Raw genomic sequence first — 17,271 nt, 5'->3', positions numbered from 1 at the left:
GAAAGAGAGCATCAAACCATGAAGCACAACCGCACCCACTGCTCCGGGAGCACCAGCACGGACATTTTTTCCGCCCACCCTGACCCGGAGCTGCTGACAGAACTGCGACAGACCATGAGCACGATCAACACCGTTTTCAACCATTTTGAAGAGGTCGTCGATCCGACTCTGATTGACTGCTATATCTACGAACTGAAAGCCGCACACCTCCGGTATCAGTTCCTTTTACGACATATTAAACAACAGGAAAATACCATTTAACCGACACAAGGAGGACCTTTCTCATGACAGCCTGGTACGACAAAGCTATCTTTTACCATATGTATCCTCTGGGAATGACCGGAGCACCGTTTGCCAATCCCTATCCTGTCTCCGATGGGACAGCGGATGGCACCAGGGACGTTTCCTCCGATTCCCGCATGGACGAACTGATGCAGTGGATTCCCTATTTAGAGAGCCTGCATATTTCCGCGATTTACATCGGACCGCTGTTTGAATCATCCACGCACGGCTATGATACCCGCGATTTCCGGCTCATCGACCGGCGGCTGGGAACCAACGTTTCGTTCCGATCTTTCGTGGACTGCTGCCATGAGCATGGCATCCGCGTCGTCGTGGACGGCGTGTTCAACCACACCGGTCGCGAATTTTTCGCCTTCCGCGACCTGCAGGCGCACCGTGACCAGTCCCCTTACGCCGGATGGTACAGGAACGTCAATTTCGGCTGGGGCAGCCCGCCGGGCGATTCCTTCGGCTATGAATCCTGGCACGGCATCTGGGAGCTTCCCTGCTTAAACCACCGAAACCCGGAAGTGCGGAACTATCTGCTTGACACTGTCCGTTTCTGGGTGCAGGAATTTGACATCGACGGTATCCGCCTCGACTGCGCGGGCGATCTTTCCTTTGAATTTATGCAGGAACTGCGCCGGCTGGCAAATGAAATCAAGCCGGAATTCTGGCTGATGGGCGAAGTCATCCACGGCGAATACGCCCGCTGGGTCAATCCGCAGATGCTTCATTCCGTCACCAACTACGAGATGCACAAAAGTATCTATTCCGCGCACAACGACCACAATTATTTCGAACTGGCACACAATGTCCGCCGCCTCGAAGCGGTGGGGCGGGATCTCTACACCTTTGTGGACAACCACGACGAAGACCGGATCGCAAGCAAACTGTTAAATCCGGCACATCTTGCGCCGCTTTACACGCTGCTGTTCACTCTTCCGGGCATTCCGTCCATCTATTATGGAAGTGAATGGGGCATTCAGGGACGCCGCGGACACAACTCTGATACGGAACTCCGTCCGAGAATCCTGCCGCCGAGACCGCTTGCAGAAGAAATGCAGACCAGCGACGGACAAAACACCGGCATCCGCACAGATGGCAACTGCCAGAGCTTTTCGAGCGCCACAGGCCCAAACATACACGCAGGCGCAAACACCTGCTGCCAGACCACTTCAAGCACCACAGGCTCAAACACAGATACCAGCGCAGGCACCGTGACACCGCTTACACTTCTGATCCAGAAACTCGCCGCCATCCACGCCGCCGAACCGGCGCTTCACGGTGGGCGTTATCAGGAACTTCTGCTGACAAACCGGCAGTACGCATTTGCCAGACACGGTGACCACCAGGCGATCCTTACCGCTGCCAACAACGATGACAACGCCGCTTATTTACAAGTTCCACTTCCATTCCACACGACAGCGGAACAAGCTACGGATCTGATTACCGGAAAATCGTTTTTGATCGATAAGAATACAAACAAAATTCAGATAGAATTAGAGGGTAACAGCGCTGTTATTCTCGGAATCACGGAGGGGTAACCTTATGAAAAAAGCAGCTTCCACTACTAAACGAACCACATCGAAAAAACCAAAGACAGAGGGACTCGGCGTGATCGGCGAGCTTGACCGGTATCTCTTCGGAGAAGGCCGCCACTACCAGCTCTACCACAAGCTGGGCGCACACCCTTATACATATCGCGGACAGGACGGCTACTATTTCGCGGTCTGGGCGCCGCACGCAGCCGCCGTCAGCCTGGTCGGCGACTTCAACGCCTGGAATCCGGATGCAACACCGATGAAGCCGGTCGCAGACAGCGGCATTTACGAGCTCTTCGTACCGGGACTTGGCGTGGGACAGCTCTACAAATTCGCCATCACCACGCACACGGGAACGATTTTATTTAAGGCAGATCCATATGCATTTTCGGCAGAATACCGTCCGGGAACCGCTTCCGTGACCGCCGATATCCGCGGCTTCAAATGGAACGATTCCAAATGGATGGAATCGCGCGCGGGCACCGATCCGGTCAAGGCGCCAATCTCTATCTACGAAGTTCACTTAGGATCCTGGAAAAAGAAAAATCGCCCGGAAAAGGACGGTTACTACACTTACATGGAAGCCGCGCATGAGCTGGCTGACTATGTCCTGGAAATGGGCTACACCCATGTAGAGCTCATGGGAATCGCCGAACATCCGTATGACGGCTCCTGGGGCTATCAGGTAACCGGCTATTTTGCCCCGACCTCCCGCTACGGAACCCCGGCGGAATTTATGTATTTCGTCAATTACTTACATAAAAAAGGCATCGGTGTCATCCTAGACTGGGTTCCGGCGCATTTTCCGAAAGATGCACACGGACTTGCCGATTTCGACGGACAGGCGCTCTATGAGTACGCCGACCCGCGCAAAGGCGAGCACCCGGACTGGGGTACCAAGGTCTTCGATTATGCCAAAAACGAGGTATCCAATTTTCTGATCGCCAACGCGCTCTACTGGCTCGATGAATACCACATCGATGGTCTGCGCGTGGACGCCGTCGCTTCCATGCTTTACTTAGACTATGGGCGCCAGGACGGACAGTGGGTACCAAATAAATATGGCGACAACAAAAACCTCGAAGCCATCGAGTTTTTCAAACATTTAAACAGCGTGATCCGCGGCCGGAAGGACGGCGCCATCATCATTGCCGAGGAATCCACCGCCTGGCCGAACGTTACCAAGAGCCCGGAGGAGGACGGTCTTGGATTTACCTTCAAATGGAATATGGGCTGGATGCATGACTTCCTCGAATACATGAAGCTCGACCCGTATTTCCGTAAATTTAACCACAACAAAATGACCTTCGGCATCACCTACTGCACCAGCGAAAACTTCATTCTAGTGCTCTCGCACGACGAGGTCGTCCACCTCAAATGCTCGATGATCAACAAAATGCCGGGCGAATACGAGGATAAATTTGCCAACCTGAAAGTCGGCTACACTTTCATGCTCGGACATCCGGGCAAGAAACTTCTCTTCATGGGACAGGATTTCGGTCAGTTCCATGAATGGGATGAAAAAGTCTCCCTCGACTGGTACCTTACGAAAGAGCCGTTCCATGCCGACCTCCAGAATTATGTGAAAGGGCTTTTGACGCTCTACCACAAATATCCGGCGCTCTACCGCCTGGACGAGGAGTATGACGGCTTCCAGTGGATCAACGCCAACGACGGAGACCGCAGTATTTTCAGCTTTATCCGCCGCGATGAAACACAGAAAAAGAATCTTCTCTTCATCTGCAACTTCACCCCGGTAGACCGTGACGATTACCGCATCGGTGTTCCGAAACGCGGCACCTACACGCTGCTGCTTGACCAGGAACACGGCTACTACAAGCGCGGCGATAAGATCAGCCATTACCGCTCCATCAAGAGCGAATGTGACGGACAGCCATACTCCTTCGCGTACCCGCTTCCGGCGTATGGAACTGCGGTGTTCCGGTTCTCATAAAATAATGTTCCTATGAAGTCAAAAAACCTGCCGCAGACAGACTGTTTATATGGGGGGATACAGTCTGCCTGCGGCAGGTTTTATTTATACGGGTTCTGATTCGTGACCCAATCAATTTTATCCGCGGATCGCCGCTTCCAGCTGCTTCAGCGCTTTCTCCACCGTCACCCGCGGGCATGCGATATTGATCCGCTCGAAGCCCTCGCCGTCCGGTCCGAACATCGCGCCGCTGTCCAGCCACAGATGTGCCTTGTCCACGATCAGATGTTCCAGCTCTTTTTCATTCAAATGAAGCGCCTTAAAATCCAGCCACAGAAGGTAGGTTCCCTCCGGCTCGATCAGACGGATTTCCGGCAGATGCTCTTCCAGATACGCCTTCACAAACTTCCGGTTCTCCTCCAGATACGCTTTTAGCTGTGCAAGCCACTCCGCTCCCTCTTCATACGCCGCCTGGCATGCTACCAGTCCCATCAGACCGACCTGGCTGTAGCCTGCCGCCGCGATCTCCTTTAAGAGTTTCTTCCGAAGCTCTGGGTTCGGCACAAAGATATTGGAAATCTGCAGTCCCGCCAGATTGAACGTCTTAGATGGTGCCGTGCAGATCAGGCAGTTCTGCTCAAACTCTGCACCCAGCTTCGCAAATACTGTGTGCGGATGTCCCTCGCGGGTAAAATCACTGTGGATCTCATCGCTGACCACGAGCACACCGTGACGCAGACAAATCTCGCCGACCCGGCGCAGTTCTTCCTCGCTCCAGACACGTCCGACCGGGTTGTGCGGACTGCAAAGCAGGAACAATTTTACCTTATTTTCGACGATCTTCGTTTCCAGGTCGTCAAAATCCATCGTGTAATAGCCATCCGTGATTTTCAGCGAGCTGTTGACAATCTTACGCCCATTGTCCGTAATTACTTCCGAAAACGGATAGTACACCGGCTGCTGAAGCAGTACGCCGTCACCTTCCTTTGTATACGCCCGGACAGCCGCCGCCAGCGCGAATACAACGCCCGGTGTCTTCACCAGCCACTCCGGTTTCGTCTCCCAGCCAAAGCGCTCCCGGTACCAGTTCTGGACTGCCGCAAAATAGCCCTCTTTTCCATCACTGTAGCCGAAAATACCATGTTTTACTGTCTCTTCCAGCCGCTCTAAAATCGCCGGATCCGTCTGAAAATCCATATCAGCCACCCAAAGCGGTAAAATATCCGCTGGTTTTCCTCGCTCGATGGCAAAATCATATTTTAAACAGTTGGTACCATGCCGGTCCATCACTTTGTCAAAATCGTATTTCATGCATTTTCCTCCCAATCCATCGTTCCTGTCAATGAACGGTTTTCACTCTGGCATCCTGTCATCCATGCCCATATCCCACTGCCCATGCAAAACCGATACCAAACATATCTATCCTCTTTTGTAACTGTTCAGTACCTTCACAGTCACGCGCAAAAAACCATTAAAAATTGCCTACGGCAATGGGATTTTTGCCTGCTGGCCCATGTTTTCGTACGGTCAGCGCAGTAAATGCGCAGACCTACTGAACAGTTACCCTCTTTTTACGCTAACGCCTGCTCCAGATCCGCAATCAGATCATCCACATTTTCAATACCGACAGACAGACGTAAAAATGTCTCTGTAATTCCAAGACGTTCCCGGATCTCAACCGGCACATCGCCATGTGTCTGCAGCATCGGATAGGTAATCAGGGACTCCACGCCGCCCAGACTCTCCGCATAGGAAATAAGCTTCACGCGCTCCAGCACCTTTCTCGCCGTCTCCTCTGTATCAGTGCGGAACGAAATCATGCTGCCCGCGCCGCGGCTCTGTTTTTGGTTGATCTCATAACCCGGATGCTCCGGAAGTCCTACATAGTAGACATCCGTTACTTTTTTCTGCTCTTTCAGCCAGCTCGCGATCTTCATCGCATTCTCCTGCTGCCGTTCCACACGCACTGACAGAGTCTTGATGCCGCGCAGGACTAAGAAAGAATCAAACGGAGAAAGTCCGCTTCCGATCGTCTTGAACAGATACCGGATCTGCTCTGCCAGCGCCTTGATCGGCGTACATAAAAATCCAGCCAGCGTATCATTGTGACCACCTAAAAACTTCGTGCCGCTGTGGACAACCAGATCCGCGCCCTGCGCGATCGGATTCTGCAGATACGGGGACAGGAAGGTATTGTCCACGATCAGAAGCAGTCCGTGCTTCGTCGCCAGACGGCTCATTTCCGCCAGATCGGTCACCTGCATCGTCGGGTTGCTCGGTGTCTCGATGTAGAGTGCCTTCGTCTGATCCGTGATCGCCTTCTCAACCGCCTCCACATCGGCTGTATTTATATAGGAAAATGAAAAACCGCGCTTCTTTTCCAGTGCCTCAAAAATACGGACGGAACCGCCATACAGATCCTCGGTACATACAAAATGGCTGCCACTGTCAAACAGCTCCATCATCAGCGAGATCGCCGCCATACCGGATGTGCAGGCAACGGTATCAACCGCTCCTTCCAGCGCCGAAACAGTCTTTTCCAGCTCGTCTCTGGTCGGGTTGCTCTCACGCGTATAATTATGACCGGTTGATTCCCCAATACCCGGGTGGGCAAAAGTCGCCGTCTGGTAAATCGGCACTGAAACAGCGCCAAAAGAATGGTTTTTAGAAGTTTCCGGATCTCCGCAAATACAAGTTGTCTCTATCTGATAAGCCACGATGTCATCCTCCTGTGTCTATTTGCTATATCAGCAAATTCGTTTTTTATATAATTTTCTTATTTCATATTGTTTTAATTGGTTTATCAGTGATTGTAATGCGAAATTCCTACTTTGTCAATAGGAATTCCATGCAGTCCGCCATTTTCCCGGGCGTTTTCCTTCCTCAGCGCAAAAACCTATCAAGGTACATTTTTTGTTTTTTCACAGAACGCACCTTCCAAACAATTCAAGTCGAACGTCCGTGAGACTTGGCGCGTGATTCTGGTCAGCGAAGCTGACATATTCTTTACAGAATCACTGCGCATCCTCGCGGAGCGTTTATCTCAGTCGGAGAATGGACTCCCACTGAGACAAATTTGCTATTACTCACCACCTGAAGAGGTGGGAGTCTTCTCGACTGAGATAAAAAAACGGTCAGAATCAATGACATCTTCCCACATTTCAGAAATATATCATCCATTCTGACCGCTTTAAATGGCTGCAGTTCTCGCTCCCCTTACCAGTAGGTTTCACTTTTCATCAACCACACGCTAATTTCTACCAAATTACACTCTTAATTTCCTTTACAGACTTCCTCTAGAAAATACCGGTGCACCGTCACATCCTCATTCAATTCCGGATGAAATGCCGTCGCAAACTGGTTTCCCTGTCTGGCTGCGACTATCTTTTCGTCCACTGTCGCCAGCACCTTAACATTTTTCTGAACCGAAGCGATGTACGGCGCGCGGATAAAAGTCATCGGAATCGTCCCCAGACCGGCAAATTCAGCCTCCGTGTAAAAACTTCCGAGCTGACGTCCGTAGGCATTCCGCACCGCCGACACATCCATCGTCGCAAAGCACGGCGTTCCGCCCTCGATCTCCTTGGCCAGAAGCAAAAGCCCCGCGCACGTTCCATACACCGGAAGCCCTGCCGCAATCTTTGCCCGAAGCGGCTCATAAAGCCCCAGCTCATCCAGGAGCTTACGCATCGCGGTACTCTCGCCGCCCGGCAGAATCAGTCCGTCCATCGGCCGCTCCAGATCCGGAAGCTGCCGGATCTCAAACGCCTCTGCGCCCAGTCTCCGTACCATGGCAATGTGTTCGGCAAACGCGCCCTGCACCGCCAGCACGCCTATCTGTTTTTTCTCCATCTTACTGTCCCCGCTCTGCCATCAAAATCGCAATCTCATTCTCATTGATACCAACCATCGCCTCGCCCAGATCCTCAGAAATCGCAGCAAGTAATTTTGCATCCTTGTAATTCGTTACTGCCTGCACGATCACCGACGCACGTTTCTCCGGATTGCCTGACTTGAAGATACCAGATCCAACAAAGACTCCCTCTGCGCCCAGCTGCATCATCAGAGCCGCATCCGCCGGGGTAGCCACGCCGCCTGCCGCGAAATTGACAACCGGGAGACGTCCATTGTCATGTACATAGCGGAGCAGATGAACCGGAACTTTTAACTGTTTTGCTGCCTCATAAAGCTCATCCTCACGCAGGTTCTGAACCCGGCGGATCTCCGAATTCATCGCACGCATATGGCGGACTGCCTGTACGACATCGCCCGTTCCCGGCTCGCCCTTGGTACGGATCATCGAAGCACCTTCCTCGATCCGGCGCAGCGCCTCTCCCAGGTCTCTCGCACCGCAGACAAACGGAACCTTGAACTGTGTCTTGTCAATATGGTACACATCATCCGCCGGAGATAATACCTCGCTCTCATCGATATAATCAATCTCGATCGCTTCCAGAATCTGCGCCTCCACAAAATGACCGATCCGGCACTTTGCCATAACTGGAATCGAAACTGCCTCCTGAATGCCGCGAATCATCTTCGGGTCACTCATACGGGACACACCGCCCGCTGCCCGGATATCCGCCGGAATCCGCTCCAGCGCCATAGCCGCACACGCACCTGCCGCCTCCGCGATCTTCGCCTGCTCCGGGGTTGTGACATCCATGATAACGCCGCCCTTTAACATCTGTGCCAGCTGTTTATTCAGTTCATAACGATTCTCTGCCATTTTTATTCCTCCCGTAGTTGAATATGATTTTTCTTTGTAAGCCAAGCGTCCTTACGATCCTTGCAATCAATACCCGAATCCACTGAATCATTCACAGGCAAGCGCCTCTTCTGCCTTTCTATTCTGCCTTGCGAAAAACAATTCACTGACATTCTGTATTTTTACATTCATTTCCGCATCAACTTAGTAGGAATTATAGCAAAAACTGTACTGATTAAAATATACACTTTTAAATATTTTAATCGGTACAGTTTGCTCTTTTCTCAAATCTTATTCTATTTTTCTTTTATCTACACAGACCGGAGCGCCCCGGCATTCCACCAATACCACTCCGCTTACCCATTTTTCAGATTTCCGATCGTATCTACGCCTCTTCCGCCTCCAGCAGCGCCTGGTACACATCCCGCTTCGAAACCCCGCGGTCCTTCGCCACCAGCTTCATCGCTTCCTTGCGGCTGTTTCCCTGTGATTCATAATGTTCCATATGCTCTTCCAGGGACATCTGCTGCCAGCGCGCCTGATCCTCCGCCTCGATCTCCTGGACGGATTTGCCCTCGATGACGATCACGCACTCGCCCTTCGGCTCATTTTCCGTATAATACGCCACCGCCTGCGAAAGCGTCGTCCGGAACGCCGTCTCGTATTTCTTCGTCAGCTCCCGGCAGATGGACGCCTTTCTATCCCCCAGCGCCTCGTAAAGCTCCGTGAGCGTCCGCAGAAGGTGGTGCGGCGCCTCGTAAAGCACAATCGTGCGCGTCTCATTCTGAAGCTCTGCAAGCACCCGCTGGTGCTCCTTCTTGTCCGTCGGAAGAAATGCCTCAAAACAGAACCGTCTCGTCGGAAGTCCCGAAATAATCAGCGCCGTAACACACGCCACCGCTCCCGGAAGCGCGGTTACTTTAATTCCCGCCTCGCAGCACTGGCGCACCAGCTCCTCGCCCGGATCCGAAATACCCGGCGTCCCGGCGTCCGTGATGCAGGCAATATTCATACCTGATTTCAGCTTCTCCACCAGCACACGCGCTTTCTCGACCTTATTGTACTCATGGTAGCTCGTCATCGGTGTATGAATATCAAAATGATTCAGAAGCTTAATACTGTGCCGCGTGTCCTCCGCCGCAATCAGATCCACCTGCTTTAACGTCTCCAGCACCCGGAATGTGATATCATCCAAGTTGCCGATCGGCGTGGCACACAAATACAATGTTCCTTCCATCGTTCTCCTATTCCATTAATACCCGTAAATATCATAAATCTCATCCGTATACACGCCCGGCTTTTTGTACACAATGATCGGCTTTTCCACTGTCATCAGCGCACCGCCGCCGCGCACCGCCTCGATGAGAACCATATTTGCCTCTTTATCTGCAAACGGATGGACAAATTTCATCCGCTTCGGCTCCAATTTCTGACTTTTCATCGCCATCAGAATCTCAATGAGCCGTCTCGGACGGTGCACCATATAGAGTCGTCCGCCGGGACGAAGTGCTGAAGCCGCCGCGCGCACGACATCCTCCAGATTGCAGAGAACCTCATGGCGGGCAATCGCCTTGGGAAGATCGGGATTTTTCAGCCCGTGGCTGTCGTTCATGTACGGCGGGTTCGTCGTTACCACATCAAAGGATGCCTTCTCAAACAGCGTCGGAACCTCCTTGATATCGCCCTGCACGATCGAAACCTTCTCTTCCAGCCTGTTGAGCGCCACACTCCGGGATGCCATCTCCGCCATCTCCGCCTGGATCTCCAGACCTGTAAAATGGCTTCCTTCCGTCTTTGCCTCCAGAAGAATCGGGATAATACCGGTTCCCGTTCCCAGATCAAGCGCTTTCTCGCCCAGCTTTACCGATGCAAACCCGGACAAAAGCACCGCGTCCATGCCAAAACAGAACCCGTTCGTCTTCTGGATGATCCGGTATCCGTTCCGCTGCAGTTCATCGATCCGCTCGCCCTCTTTAATTATCATCCAGCTTCGACTTTCCTTCCTTTTTCTCCAGTGCCTCCAGCGCTTTCAGCTCCGCATCGTTGACATTTCCCCTGTCACGGCGGCGCTTCGGCTTAAACTTGAGCTGATCCACACGGTAATCACGGATCTCCTTCTCATCCCGTCCTACCGTCACAACCACCTTTACCTGCTGGCGCAGGACGCTGACGCTGTGAACCTCGCCTTTCAGCCCGTCATCCGTTGTGACGTAATCGCCAACACTCGGCAGATGGCTGTTCAGATCCTCATACGTCTCTTCCTCGTATTTCAGGCAGCACATCAGACGACCGCACACACCCGAAATCTTCGTCGGATTTAAGGACAGGTTCTGCTCTTTTGCCATCTTGATTGAAACTGGAATAAACTCCGATAAATATGAATGACAACAGAGCGGACGACCACAGATACCAACGCCACCCAAAATCTTCGTCTCATCCCGGACGCCAATCTGGCGCAGCTCGATCCGCGTCTTAAAGACCGCCGCCAGATCCTTGACAAGCTCACGGAAATCGATTCTTCCATCCGCCGTAAAATAAAACAGCAGCTTATTGTTATCAAAGGTGTATTCTGCATCGATCAGCTTCATCTGCAATTCATGCTTGCGGATCTTTTCCTGACAGATCTGGAATGCCTCATGCTCTTTTTCTTTATTCTTCCGTTCCAGCTCCTCGTCATTCTTCGTCGCCATACGAATGACCGATTTCAGCGGCTGGATCACCTTCTTCTCATCCACCTCGCGGACGCCAAGAACCACCTCTCCGAACTCGATTCCGCGGGCGGTCTCCACGATCACATGATCGCCCATCTTGATTTCCATCTGCGCCGGATCGAAGTAATATACCTTTCCGGCCTTGCGGAACCGGACTCCGATTACCTTTATCATAAATTTAATTCTCCTTCATCGTCAAAAGCATCAGCTCCAGCGCCAAATCGGTGTTGACGTTAGCATTCAGCCGGACTTTTGCCTTTTCAATCGCACTCAATATCTCTTCCAGACCCTCGTAGGAACTCTTCTGGCAGCAACTGCTGACCGCTGAATACTCCTCCTTAAAGATCAGCGAATTCATGTCCTTTGTGACCTTAAACATCAGAATATCCCTGTACCAGAGCTGCATGAAATCCAGGCACTCATACAGATCCAGATTGTCCTCCTGCAGCTTGCGGATATAATCCAGAAGCATCGGAATATCCATATCCTTAATATTTTTAAGCAGCGTCAGCACCTCTCGGTACAAAAGTGCAAACTCCTCCGAAGAGGCGAGATGAATCGCTTTTCCTAAATTTCCTCTCGCAAACGCCGCATAAATATCCGCCTGACCATCCGAAACGCCCATTTTCTCCGTCAGGTAATCGCTTACCACCGAATCCTTGAGCGGACGAAGTTTCAACTGGATACAGCGGGACAGGATCGTCGGCAGAAATACCTCCGGGTTCGTCGTGATAAGCACCAGCACCGCATAGGCCGGCGGCTCCTCAATCGTCTTTAAAAGAGCGTTCTGCGCCTGCACCGTCATTTTCTCCGCCTCATCGACCAGATATATCTTATATGGACTGCTATACGGACGGATCGAAACCGTATCATTGATCTGAATCCGGACATCATCGACACCAATGCTCGCAGGTTTCTCATGTGTCACCCAGATCACATCCGGATGATTGCCCGACAAAAACTGCTTACAGGAATGGCATTCCATGCATGGCTCCGTCCCATGTTTCTCGCACAAAAGCGTCATGGCAAATGCCTTCGCGATCGTCTTGCGTCCCATTCCTTCCTCGCCCGACAATATGTAGGCATGTGAAACTCTCTGATACCCGATCGCCTTCTGAAGGTGCTCTTTTATCTTCTCATGTCCAATAATATCGTGAAAACCTGCCATCTTGATGCTCCTTTCAGGGCTGGACTCTGGATTTTAATTCTAAAATCGTTTCAATCGTATGGATCGGTTGGGATCCCTTCTATCATGCCCTTCTTTTATTATTTGTAAATCTCTATCATCTTAGTATAACACAAGATTTACCCTCTGCCTAGTGCGATGAAATTCCGAATTTGTTACTGTTCACGCATACGTGCCCAGTAACGGAATTTGCCGTGGCTTCGCATTTAAATACGGCAAATTCCTGCTGCCACCACGTTTTCTTACGGCACTTTCGGTTCCAAAAGTGCCAATCCCTGAGCCCGAATTTCCCTTACCAACGTATCCACACACGCTTCCAGCTCGCGGTTTTCAAACCGGTTTTCCGCCCGGATCCCACATTTTTCCATATTTTCGGCACTGAAATCTGCCTCATCCGCCAGGAAACGGCGGCACAGCTCCGCATACTTTGGCTCTGTCTGCTGCCGTTCCCGGTCAAGCGCACGCTGAAGGCGTTCACCGTCCTCCACCTCAATGTAAAGCGGCACCAGCGCATCCGCACCGAAATAATTCCGCGTCCCCTCATACGATTCCAGCGTCCCGATCATGAAATAATCATGCGATCCCAGATCGATCTGCCCATCGTCCACCGTTGCATAACTCCACGGTCCATAAACAGTCTGGTAGGTTCTCTTTTCAATGATCTTTCCCTGTTTCTCCAAATCCGCAAGCCTTTTTCCGGTCACAAAATAATACTCCACACCGTCCCGCTCGCCTGCCCGGATCGGTCTGGTCGTATACGGCACCACCGTCCGGATCTGCGGCAGCCGCTCTCTCAATATCTTATAGATCGTGTCCTTCCCGGACGCGCTCTTTCCCATCACGTAAAATATATGTCCCATCTTCCTATTATGCCTTTCCAGCCAGTATTTTCACACGCATTCCATCGTATATATAAATCCGATTTTTCTCTGTTTCTTATGGCAAATGTGCGAACCTGCTAAATAACAACCTCTATCCACAAATCCAATTTGTCTGATTTTTCACAAATTCCTTCCACCGTAAGTCCCAGCTTCCAATCCTCACGGATCCGCGCGATCTCCCTTGTTCCAATCCGCTCTCCCGGCATCAGCATCGGCACCCCCGGCGGATAAATGGTAACGCAGGTCCGCGCCGTCCTTCCTTCCGCCTCCTCAAGCGGCACCAGCATGCCATCCCCATGCCATGCCTGCCAGGGGAGACACATCTGCTGTGGATAGTTTTCTGAATCATTTTCTTGGTTCGGTTTCTGATTCAATTGTGCTCCCGAAAACGGTTCCTGCCTGCCTTGTTTTGCATCTTTCAGCCCAACACTTTCCGCCTCCAGCTTTTCCACCCGCGCATCCAGCTCCAAAAGTGCCCGCTCCAGACGCGAAAATCCTTCCTCCGTATCCATAAACGAAGTCATCAGAAGCACATACCGCCCGCTCGACATCTCCGCCTCCAGATGGTACTCTGTCCGCAAAACCTCTGCCAGTCTAGTTCCCGTCATAAAATCTGGAAATAGCACCAGTTTTGACGGATCATATCCATACACACCTGCCGCACCACAGATTTCCTCTTTCAGAAGCCGGAAATGTTTTAGCTTCGCCAATTTTTCCCGGAGTTCCCGCAATCGCGCGCCATACCGCGCCATCTCCCCGGCTCCTTTTTCTGCCATATACCGGACGCAGTTCTCCATCGACGCAATCAGAATATACGACGGGCTGGAACTCTGGTAAACCGATAAATACTGTTCCACCTTCTTCGCATCCAGAATCTGGCTTTTCAGATGCAGAATCGCCGTCTGTGTCAGGGATGGAAGCGTCTTGTGAAGACTCTGGATCACCAGGTCCGCCCCCTCCTGTAACGCCCCATCCGGGAAATAGTTCCCATCCCCAAACGGCAGATGCGCGCCGTGCGCCTCATCCACAATCAGCGCCGCTCCATGCCGGTGCGCCGTCGCTACAATCCCCTGGATATCCGACACGATCCCCTCATAGGTCGGGGAAGTCACAAACACAGCCCGGATCTCCGGATGCTCCAAAAGTGCTCGTTCCACCTGCTCTGGCTCGATCCCTCCCGGAATCTGAAACTCCGGCACCTCCTCCGGATATAAATATACCGGTTCCAGCTGGTTTAAAACCACCGCGTGATACGCCGATTTGTGGGAATTTCGAGCCATGAGGATTTTTTCCCCCGGCTTCACCGCCGCCGCGATCGCCGCCAGAATCCCGCACGTACTGCCATTCACCAGATACCAGCTCCGGTCTGCTCCGTACACCGCAGCCGCCGAATTCATCGACTCTTTCAAAATATCTTCCGCATGATGCAGGTTGTCGAATCCATCAATCTCCGTGATATCCACCGAAAATGGATTCGGAACGGAAGTTATCCCCATTTTCACCTGGCGTTTGTGGCCCGGCATGTGGAACGGGTAGGCATCCGACGCCGCATAGGTGGATAAACGTTCTAAAAGCGGCACTTCCGGACGTAGGATGATTGTTTCCGACCGCATTTTCCTGTCTTTATTCACTTTTTCTTCTTCCTTCTGTTTCTCTCTTTTTTCGCTCATGTCTTATTTCTATCCGCTGCACCGCATCCCAAAAGCATTTCATTTCCCTGAAAACAACTTTTTAAAATTTTATTTTAATCTTTTATAAAAAACTACCGCAGTATCTGATCGCCATCCTTGACACAAAGATTTTTCTTCACACCTAATGTTACCATCCATCCACGGACAATCGGCGTCTTATACGAACCAGCGCCCGCGACGCCATCCTGCACATTATCCCAGAGCCAGTCCGGCGTCGGCCATAAGCAGACCTCCGGTGAAATCTCCTGATAGAGCTCCTCTTCTACGCCTCTCTGCCCATGGTGCGCCATCTGTAGCACATCCGATTTCAGTTCCTCCTGCGTATGATTGGCAAGAAAATCTTCCCCTGCCTGCCAGCCCATATCACCCAAAAACAGGATCCGTTTTCCGCCCATCTCCACGCGGTACGCGACCGAGCTGTTATTAAAACTATTTTCCGTGCAGGCAAATGGCTCGTTCATCACTGTGATCTCCGCGCCCGCCACTGAAATCTTCTGCCCTTTCGTAAGCGTCCCGCATTTTTCTGCTTCCGGCAGTTTCGCAATCGCTTCCGTGATCTGATCATAACACTCCAAATCTGAATCCCGTCTTGAAACCTGCTCCTGACCTAAAAATTCTTTATTCAGAAATGAATAGTACACCTTACCGATCGAGATCGGCATCGGATCCATGTTTAAAATCTCCGTGATCGCCCCCACATGATCGCTGTGCGGATGGGTTAAAAGCCATGCATCCACATGACCGCCCAACTCCTGAATAACCTCAATCAAATGCGGTGCATCGACATCACGACCGCCGTCTACCACGATCACCGCGCCTTCCTTCGTCTTCATAACGCAGGAGAGGTTCTGCCAGATATCCGCACACGCTAAAAGCCGAAGCTCTCCCCCGTCCAGATACGGCTCCTCCACGCCCGGCTCCGCCGCCTCCGCCGCAGCTAATGCTTCCATTTCTGCCGCCGACTGCTGTTCCCCCAGGTTATCTAAATCAATCGGCTGATCTGGATTTTCTCCATTTTCATCTCGGACAGTCTCCCGCTCTGTACTGTCCACGATTGCTACCGTTCCGGCTGTCTCCGGATAGTTCGTGAACCGGCGGCTGCATCCGCTCAAGTTCAAAAGGAACGTCATGCCAAGCGCCGCTGCATATAAATATTTCCGGCGTTTCTGTTTCATCTTGTTTGGCTCCATTTTTCTTCTCCATTTTAAAATTTCTGCATTTGCCTAGTTCTATTCTTACTTCCATTTTGGTTTTCTATTTGCTTCTGTTTTCAATCAATTATAACAGTTGCCATATCCGAAAACAAGAAATTATATATTCAAGAAAGACTCCTGTCTGAATGGCTTTTTTACTTAACATGAATGTTAAACGAAGTTTCCTATTTCTTCTTCGCGCGAGTGCTCATCATTGGCACGTTAGTGCCTTTTTTTGTAATAGGAAATTCCTTGGAATTCCCTATTACAAAAAAACCGCCACACTGTCTCCAGTGTGACGGCTTCTCATCTTCATGAGGCATCGGGGATTCGAACCCCGGACAACTTGATTAAAAGTCAAGTGCTCTACCGACTGAGCTAATACCCCATATGCCCAGAACCGGAATCGAACCAGTGACACGAGGATTTTCAGTCCTCTGCTCTACCAACTGAGCTATCTGGGCGTAATGGTTATTTGATTTTATGCGGATTAAAAGTTTGCTTGTCGCTTTTTTTAGTCCGAAGTGCTCAGCTCAAAAACTTCGTTTTTTCGCTTACGGCATTCGCCGTATGTTCTTCAAAATCTATCCGTCAAAGAATATGCAAGCATATTTTTGACTCCTATATTTTGAAGACCGCACTTCTCATTGCATAAAAAAATTGCGGGGGCAGGATTTGAACCTGCGACCTTCGGGTTATGAGCCCGACGAGCTTCCAGACTGCTCCACCCCGCGCTAATTCTTACTCTATTATTATATACAATTTCTGGAAAAATACAACCATTATTGTAAAAATAATAATGGATGGAGGTGGATTCGAACCACCGAAGCGAGACGCAACAGATTTACAGTCTGCCCCCTTTGGCCACTCGGGAACCCATCCATTTTAAAAAGCCGATGATCGGACTCGAACCGATAACCTGCTGATTACAAATCAGCTGCTCTGCCAATTGAGCCACATCGGCATAAAACATTGGTAACAATGGGGCCTACAGGGCTCGAACCTGTGACCCTCTGCTTGTAAGGCAGATGCTCTCCCAGCTGAGCTAAGACCCCATCTACGATACTGCACCAGTCCATATTCATTTTTCAAAGAATTGAAATAGTCGTATCTAAACGACCCGGATGGGGTTCGAACCCACG

At 51.2% G+C, this 17,271-nt stretch carries 14 protein-coding genes and 6 tRNA genes; 3 read left to right on the top strand and 17 right to left on the bottom strand.

The window, feature by feature from the left end:
* The first annotated feature begins 18 nt into the window (after positions 1-18).
* Genes DXD12_RS11725 through glgB form a run of 3 tightly spaced genes read left to right on the top strand, consistent with a single transcriptional unit; the run spans position 19 to position 3,780 of the window.
* Positions 19-261, top strand: coding sequence for a YaaL family protein (locus tag DXD12_RS11725; protein WP_107001765.1), 243 nt, complete (start codon positions 19-21; stop codon positions 259-261).
* Positions 262-284: 23 nt separating this feature from the next.
* Complete coding sequence (locus tag DXD12_RS11720; RefSeq protein ID WP_242995791.1) at positions 285-1,829, top strand: alpha-amylase family glycosyl hydrolase; 1,545 nt, start codon at positions 285-287, stop codon at positions 1,827-1,829.
* A 4-nt stretch (positions 1,830-1,833) separates the two neighbouring features.
* A complete protein-coding gene (glgB, locus tag DXD12_RS11715) occupies positions 1,834-3,780 on the top strand; it encodes a 1,4-alpha-glucan branching protein GlgB (protein ID WP_118522886.1) in 1,947 nt (648 codons plus the stop codon).
* Between the two features lie 117 nt (positions 3,781-3,897).
* Here glgB and DXD12_RS11710 read toward each other — a convergent pair whose 3' ends face one another.
* The 17 genes from DXD12_RS11710 to DXD12_RS11630 form a co-directional block, all read right to left on the bottom strand.
* Complete coding sequence (locus DXD12_RS11710) at positions 3,898-5,070, bottom strand: MalY/PatB family protein (RefSeq protein WP_118638406.1); 1,173 nt, start codon at positions 5,068-5,070, stop codon at positions 3,898-3,900.
* Positions 5,071-5,330: 260 nt separating this feature from the next.
* A complete protein-coding gene (locus DXD12_RS11705) occupies positions 5,331-6,476 on the bottom strand; it encodes a PLP-dependent aspartate aminotransferase family protein (RefSeq protein ID WP_022360405.1) in 1,146 nt (381 codons plus the stop codon).
* A gap of 556 nt (positions 6,477-7,032) precedes the next feature.
* The gene (pdxT, locus tag DXD12_RS11700) at positions 7,033-7,611 is read right to left on the bottom strand and encodes a pyridoxal 5'-phosphate synthase glutaminase subunit PdxT (protein ID WP_107001768.1); all 579 of its coding nucleotides are present in this window, start codon (positions 7,609-7,611) and stop codon (positions 7,033-7,035) included.
* 1 nt (position 7,612) lies between these two features.
* Entirely contained in the window at positions 7,613-8,488 is an 876-nt protein-coding gene (gene pdxS, locus DXD12_RS11695; RefSeq protein WP_118638405.1) for a pyridoxal 5'-phosphate synthase lyase subunit PdxS, read from the bottom strand.
* A 364-nt stretch (positions 8,489-8,852) separates the two neighbouring features.
* Positions 8,853-9,704, bottom strand: coding sequence for a 16S rRNA (cytidine(1402)-2'-O)-methyltransferase (rsmI, locus tag DXD12_RS11690; protein ID WP_107001770.1), 852 nt, complete (start codon positions 9,702-9,704; stop codon positions 8,853-8,855).
* Positions 9,705-9,719: 15 nt separating this feature from the next.
* The gene (locus tag DXD12_RS11685) at positions 9,720-10,451 is read right to left on the bottom strand and encodes a tRNA1(Val) (adenine(37)-N6)-methyltransferase (RefSeq protein WP_118638404.1); all 732 of its coding nucleotides are present in this window, start codon (positions 10,449-10,451) and stop codon (positions 9,720-9,722) included.
* Positions 10,441-11,352 carry a stage 0 sporulation family protein gene (locus DXD12_RS11680; protein WP_022360400.1) on the bottom strand — a complete coding sequence of 304 codons (912 nt, stop codon included), beginning with the start codon at positions 11,350-11,352 and terminating at the stop codon, positions 10,441-10,443. The genes DXD12_RS11685 and DXD12_RS11680 overlap by 11 nt, the downstream gene beginning before the upstream one ends.
* A gap of 4 nt (positions 11,353-11,356) precedes the next feature.
* On the bottom strand, positions 11,357-12,346 hold the full coding sequence (holB, locus tag DXD12_RS11675; protein WP_117796592.1) for a DNA polymerase III subunit delta': 990 nt from the start codon (positions 12,344-12,346) through the stop codon (positions 11,357-11,359).
* 260 nt (positions 12,347-12,606) lie between these two features.
* Positions 12,607-13,224 (bottom strand): guanylate kinase, encoded by a 618-nt coding sequence (locus DXD12_RS11670; protein ID WP_118638403.1) that lies wholly within the window; start codon positions 13,222-13,224, stop codon positions 12,607-12,609.
* A gap of 98 nt (positions 13,225-13,322) precedes the next feature.
* Positions 13,323-14,915, bottom strand: a complete 1,593-nt coding sequence (locus DXD12_RS11665) for an aminotransferase class I/II-fold pyridoxal phosphate-dependent enzyme (RefSeq protein ID WP_243105387.1) — start codon at positions 14,913-14,915, stop codon at positions 13,323-13,325.
* Positions 14,916-15,007: 92 nt separating this feature from the next.
* Complete coding sequence (locus tag DXD12_RS11660; protein ID WP_118482601.1) at positions 15,008-16,126, bottom strand: MBL fold metallo-hydrolase; 1,119 nt, start codon at positions 16,124-16,126, stop codon at positions 15,008-15,010.
* 318 nt (positions 16,127-16,444) lie between these two features.
* A tRNA-Lys gene (locus DXD12_RS11655) sits at positions 16,445-16,517 on the bottom strand.
* Positions 16,518-16,520: 3 nt separating this feature from the next.
* Positions 16,521-16,593, bottom strand: a tRNA-Phe gene (locus tag DXD12_RS11650).
* Between the two features lie 196 nt (positions 16,594-16,789).
* Positions 16,790-16,863: transfer RNA gene (locus DXD12_RS11645), tRNA-Met, on the bottom strand.
* Positions 16,864-16,929: 66 nt separating this feature from the next.
* Positions 16,930-17,011: transfer RNA gene (locus DXD12_RS11640), tRNA-Tyr, on the bottom strand.
* Between the two features lie 9 nt (positions 17,012-17,020).
* Positions 17,021-17,093 (bottom strand) — tRNA-Thr (locus tag DXD12_RS11635).
* An 18-nt stretch (positions 17,094-17,111) separates the two neighbouring features.
* Positions 17,112-17,184 (bottom strand) — tRNA-Val (locus DXD12_RS11630).
* Positions 17,185-17,271: the final 87 nt, after the last annotated feature.

Source organism: Clostridium sp. TF11-13AC (assembly GCF_003481065.1).
Classification (GTDB): domain Bacteria; phylum Bacillota; class Clostridia; order Lachnospirales; family Lachnospiraceae; genus Otoolea; species Otoolea fessa.
Note: the sequence above shows the minus strand (reverse complement) of the source record. Positions and strands in the feature narration are given on the sequence as shown.

Bases quoted from the DNA above. Each gene is read 5' to 3' on its own strand.
- DXD12_RS11725 (WP_107001765.1), top strand. From the start codon at position 19: ATGAAGCACAACCGCACCCACTGCTCCGGGAGCACCAGCACGGACATT.
- DXD12_RS11720 (WP_242995791.1), top strand. From the start codon at position 285: ATGACAGCCTGGTACGACAAAGCTATCTTTTACCATATGTATCCTCTG.
- glgB (WP_118522886.1), top strand. From the start codon at position 1,834: ATGAAAAAAGCAGCTTCCACTACTAAACGAACCACATCGAAAAAACCA.
- DXD12_RS11710 (WP_118638406.1), bottom strand. From the start codon at position 5,070: ATGAAATACGATTTTGACAAAGTGATGGACCGGCATGGTACCAACTGT.
- pdxT (WP_107001768.1), bottom strand. From the start codon at position 7,611: ATGGAGAAAAAACAGATAGGCGTGCTGGCGGTGCAGGGCGCGTTTGCC.
- pdxS (WP_118638405.1), bottom strand. From the start codon at position 8,488: ATGGCAGAGAATCGTTATGAACTGAATAAACAGCTGGCACAGATGTTA.
- rsmI (WP_107001770.1), bottom strand. From the start codon at position 9,704: ATGGAAGGAACATTGTATTTGTGTGCCACGCCGATCGGCAACTTGGAT.
- DXD12_RS11685 (WP_118638404.1), bottom strand. From the start codon at position 10,451: ATGATAATTAAAGAGGGCGAGCGGATCGATGAACTGCAGCGGAACGGA.
- DXD12_RS11680 (WP_022360400.1), bottom strand. From the start codon at position 11,352: ATGATAAAGGTAATCGGAGTCCGGTTCCGCAAGGCCGGAAAGGTATAT.
- holB (WP_117796592.1), bottom strand. From the start codon at position 12,346: ATGGCAGGTTTTCACGATATTATTGGACATGAGAAGATAAAAGAGCAC.
- DXD12_RS11670 (WP_118638403.1), bottom strand. From the start codon at position 13,224: ATGGGACATATATTTTACGTGATGGGAAAGAGCGCGTCCGGGAAGGAC.
- DXD12_RS11665 (WP_243105387.1), bottom strand. From the start codon at position 14,915: ATGAGCGAAAAAAGAGAGAAACAGAAGGAAGAAGAAAAAGTGAATAAA.
- DXD12_RS11660 (WP_118482601.1), bottom strand. From the start codon at position 16,126: ATGGAGCCAAACAAGATGAAACAGAAACGCCGGAAATATTTATATGCA.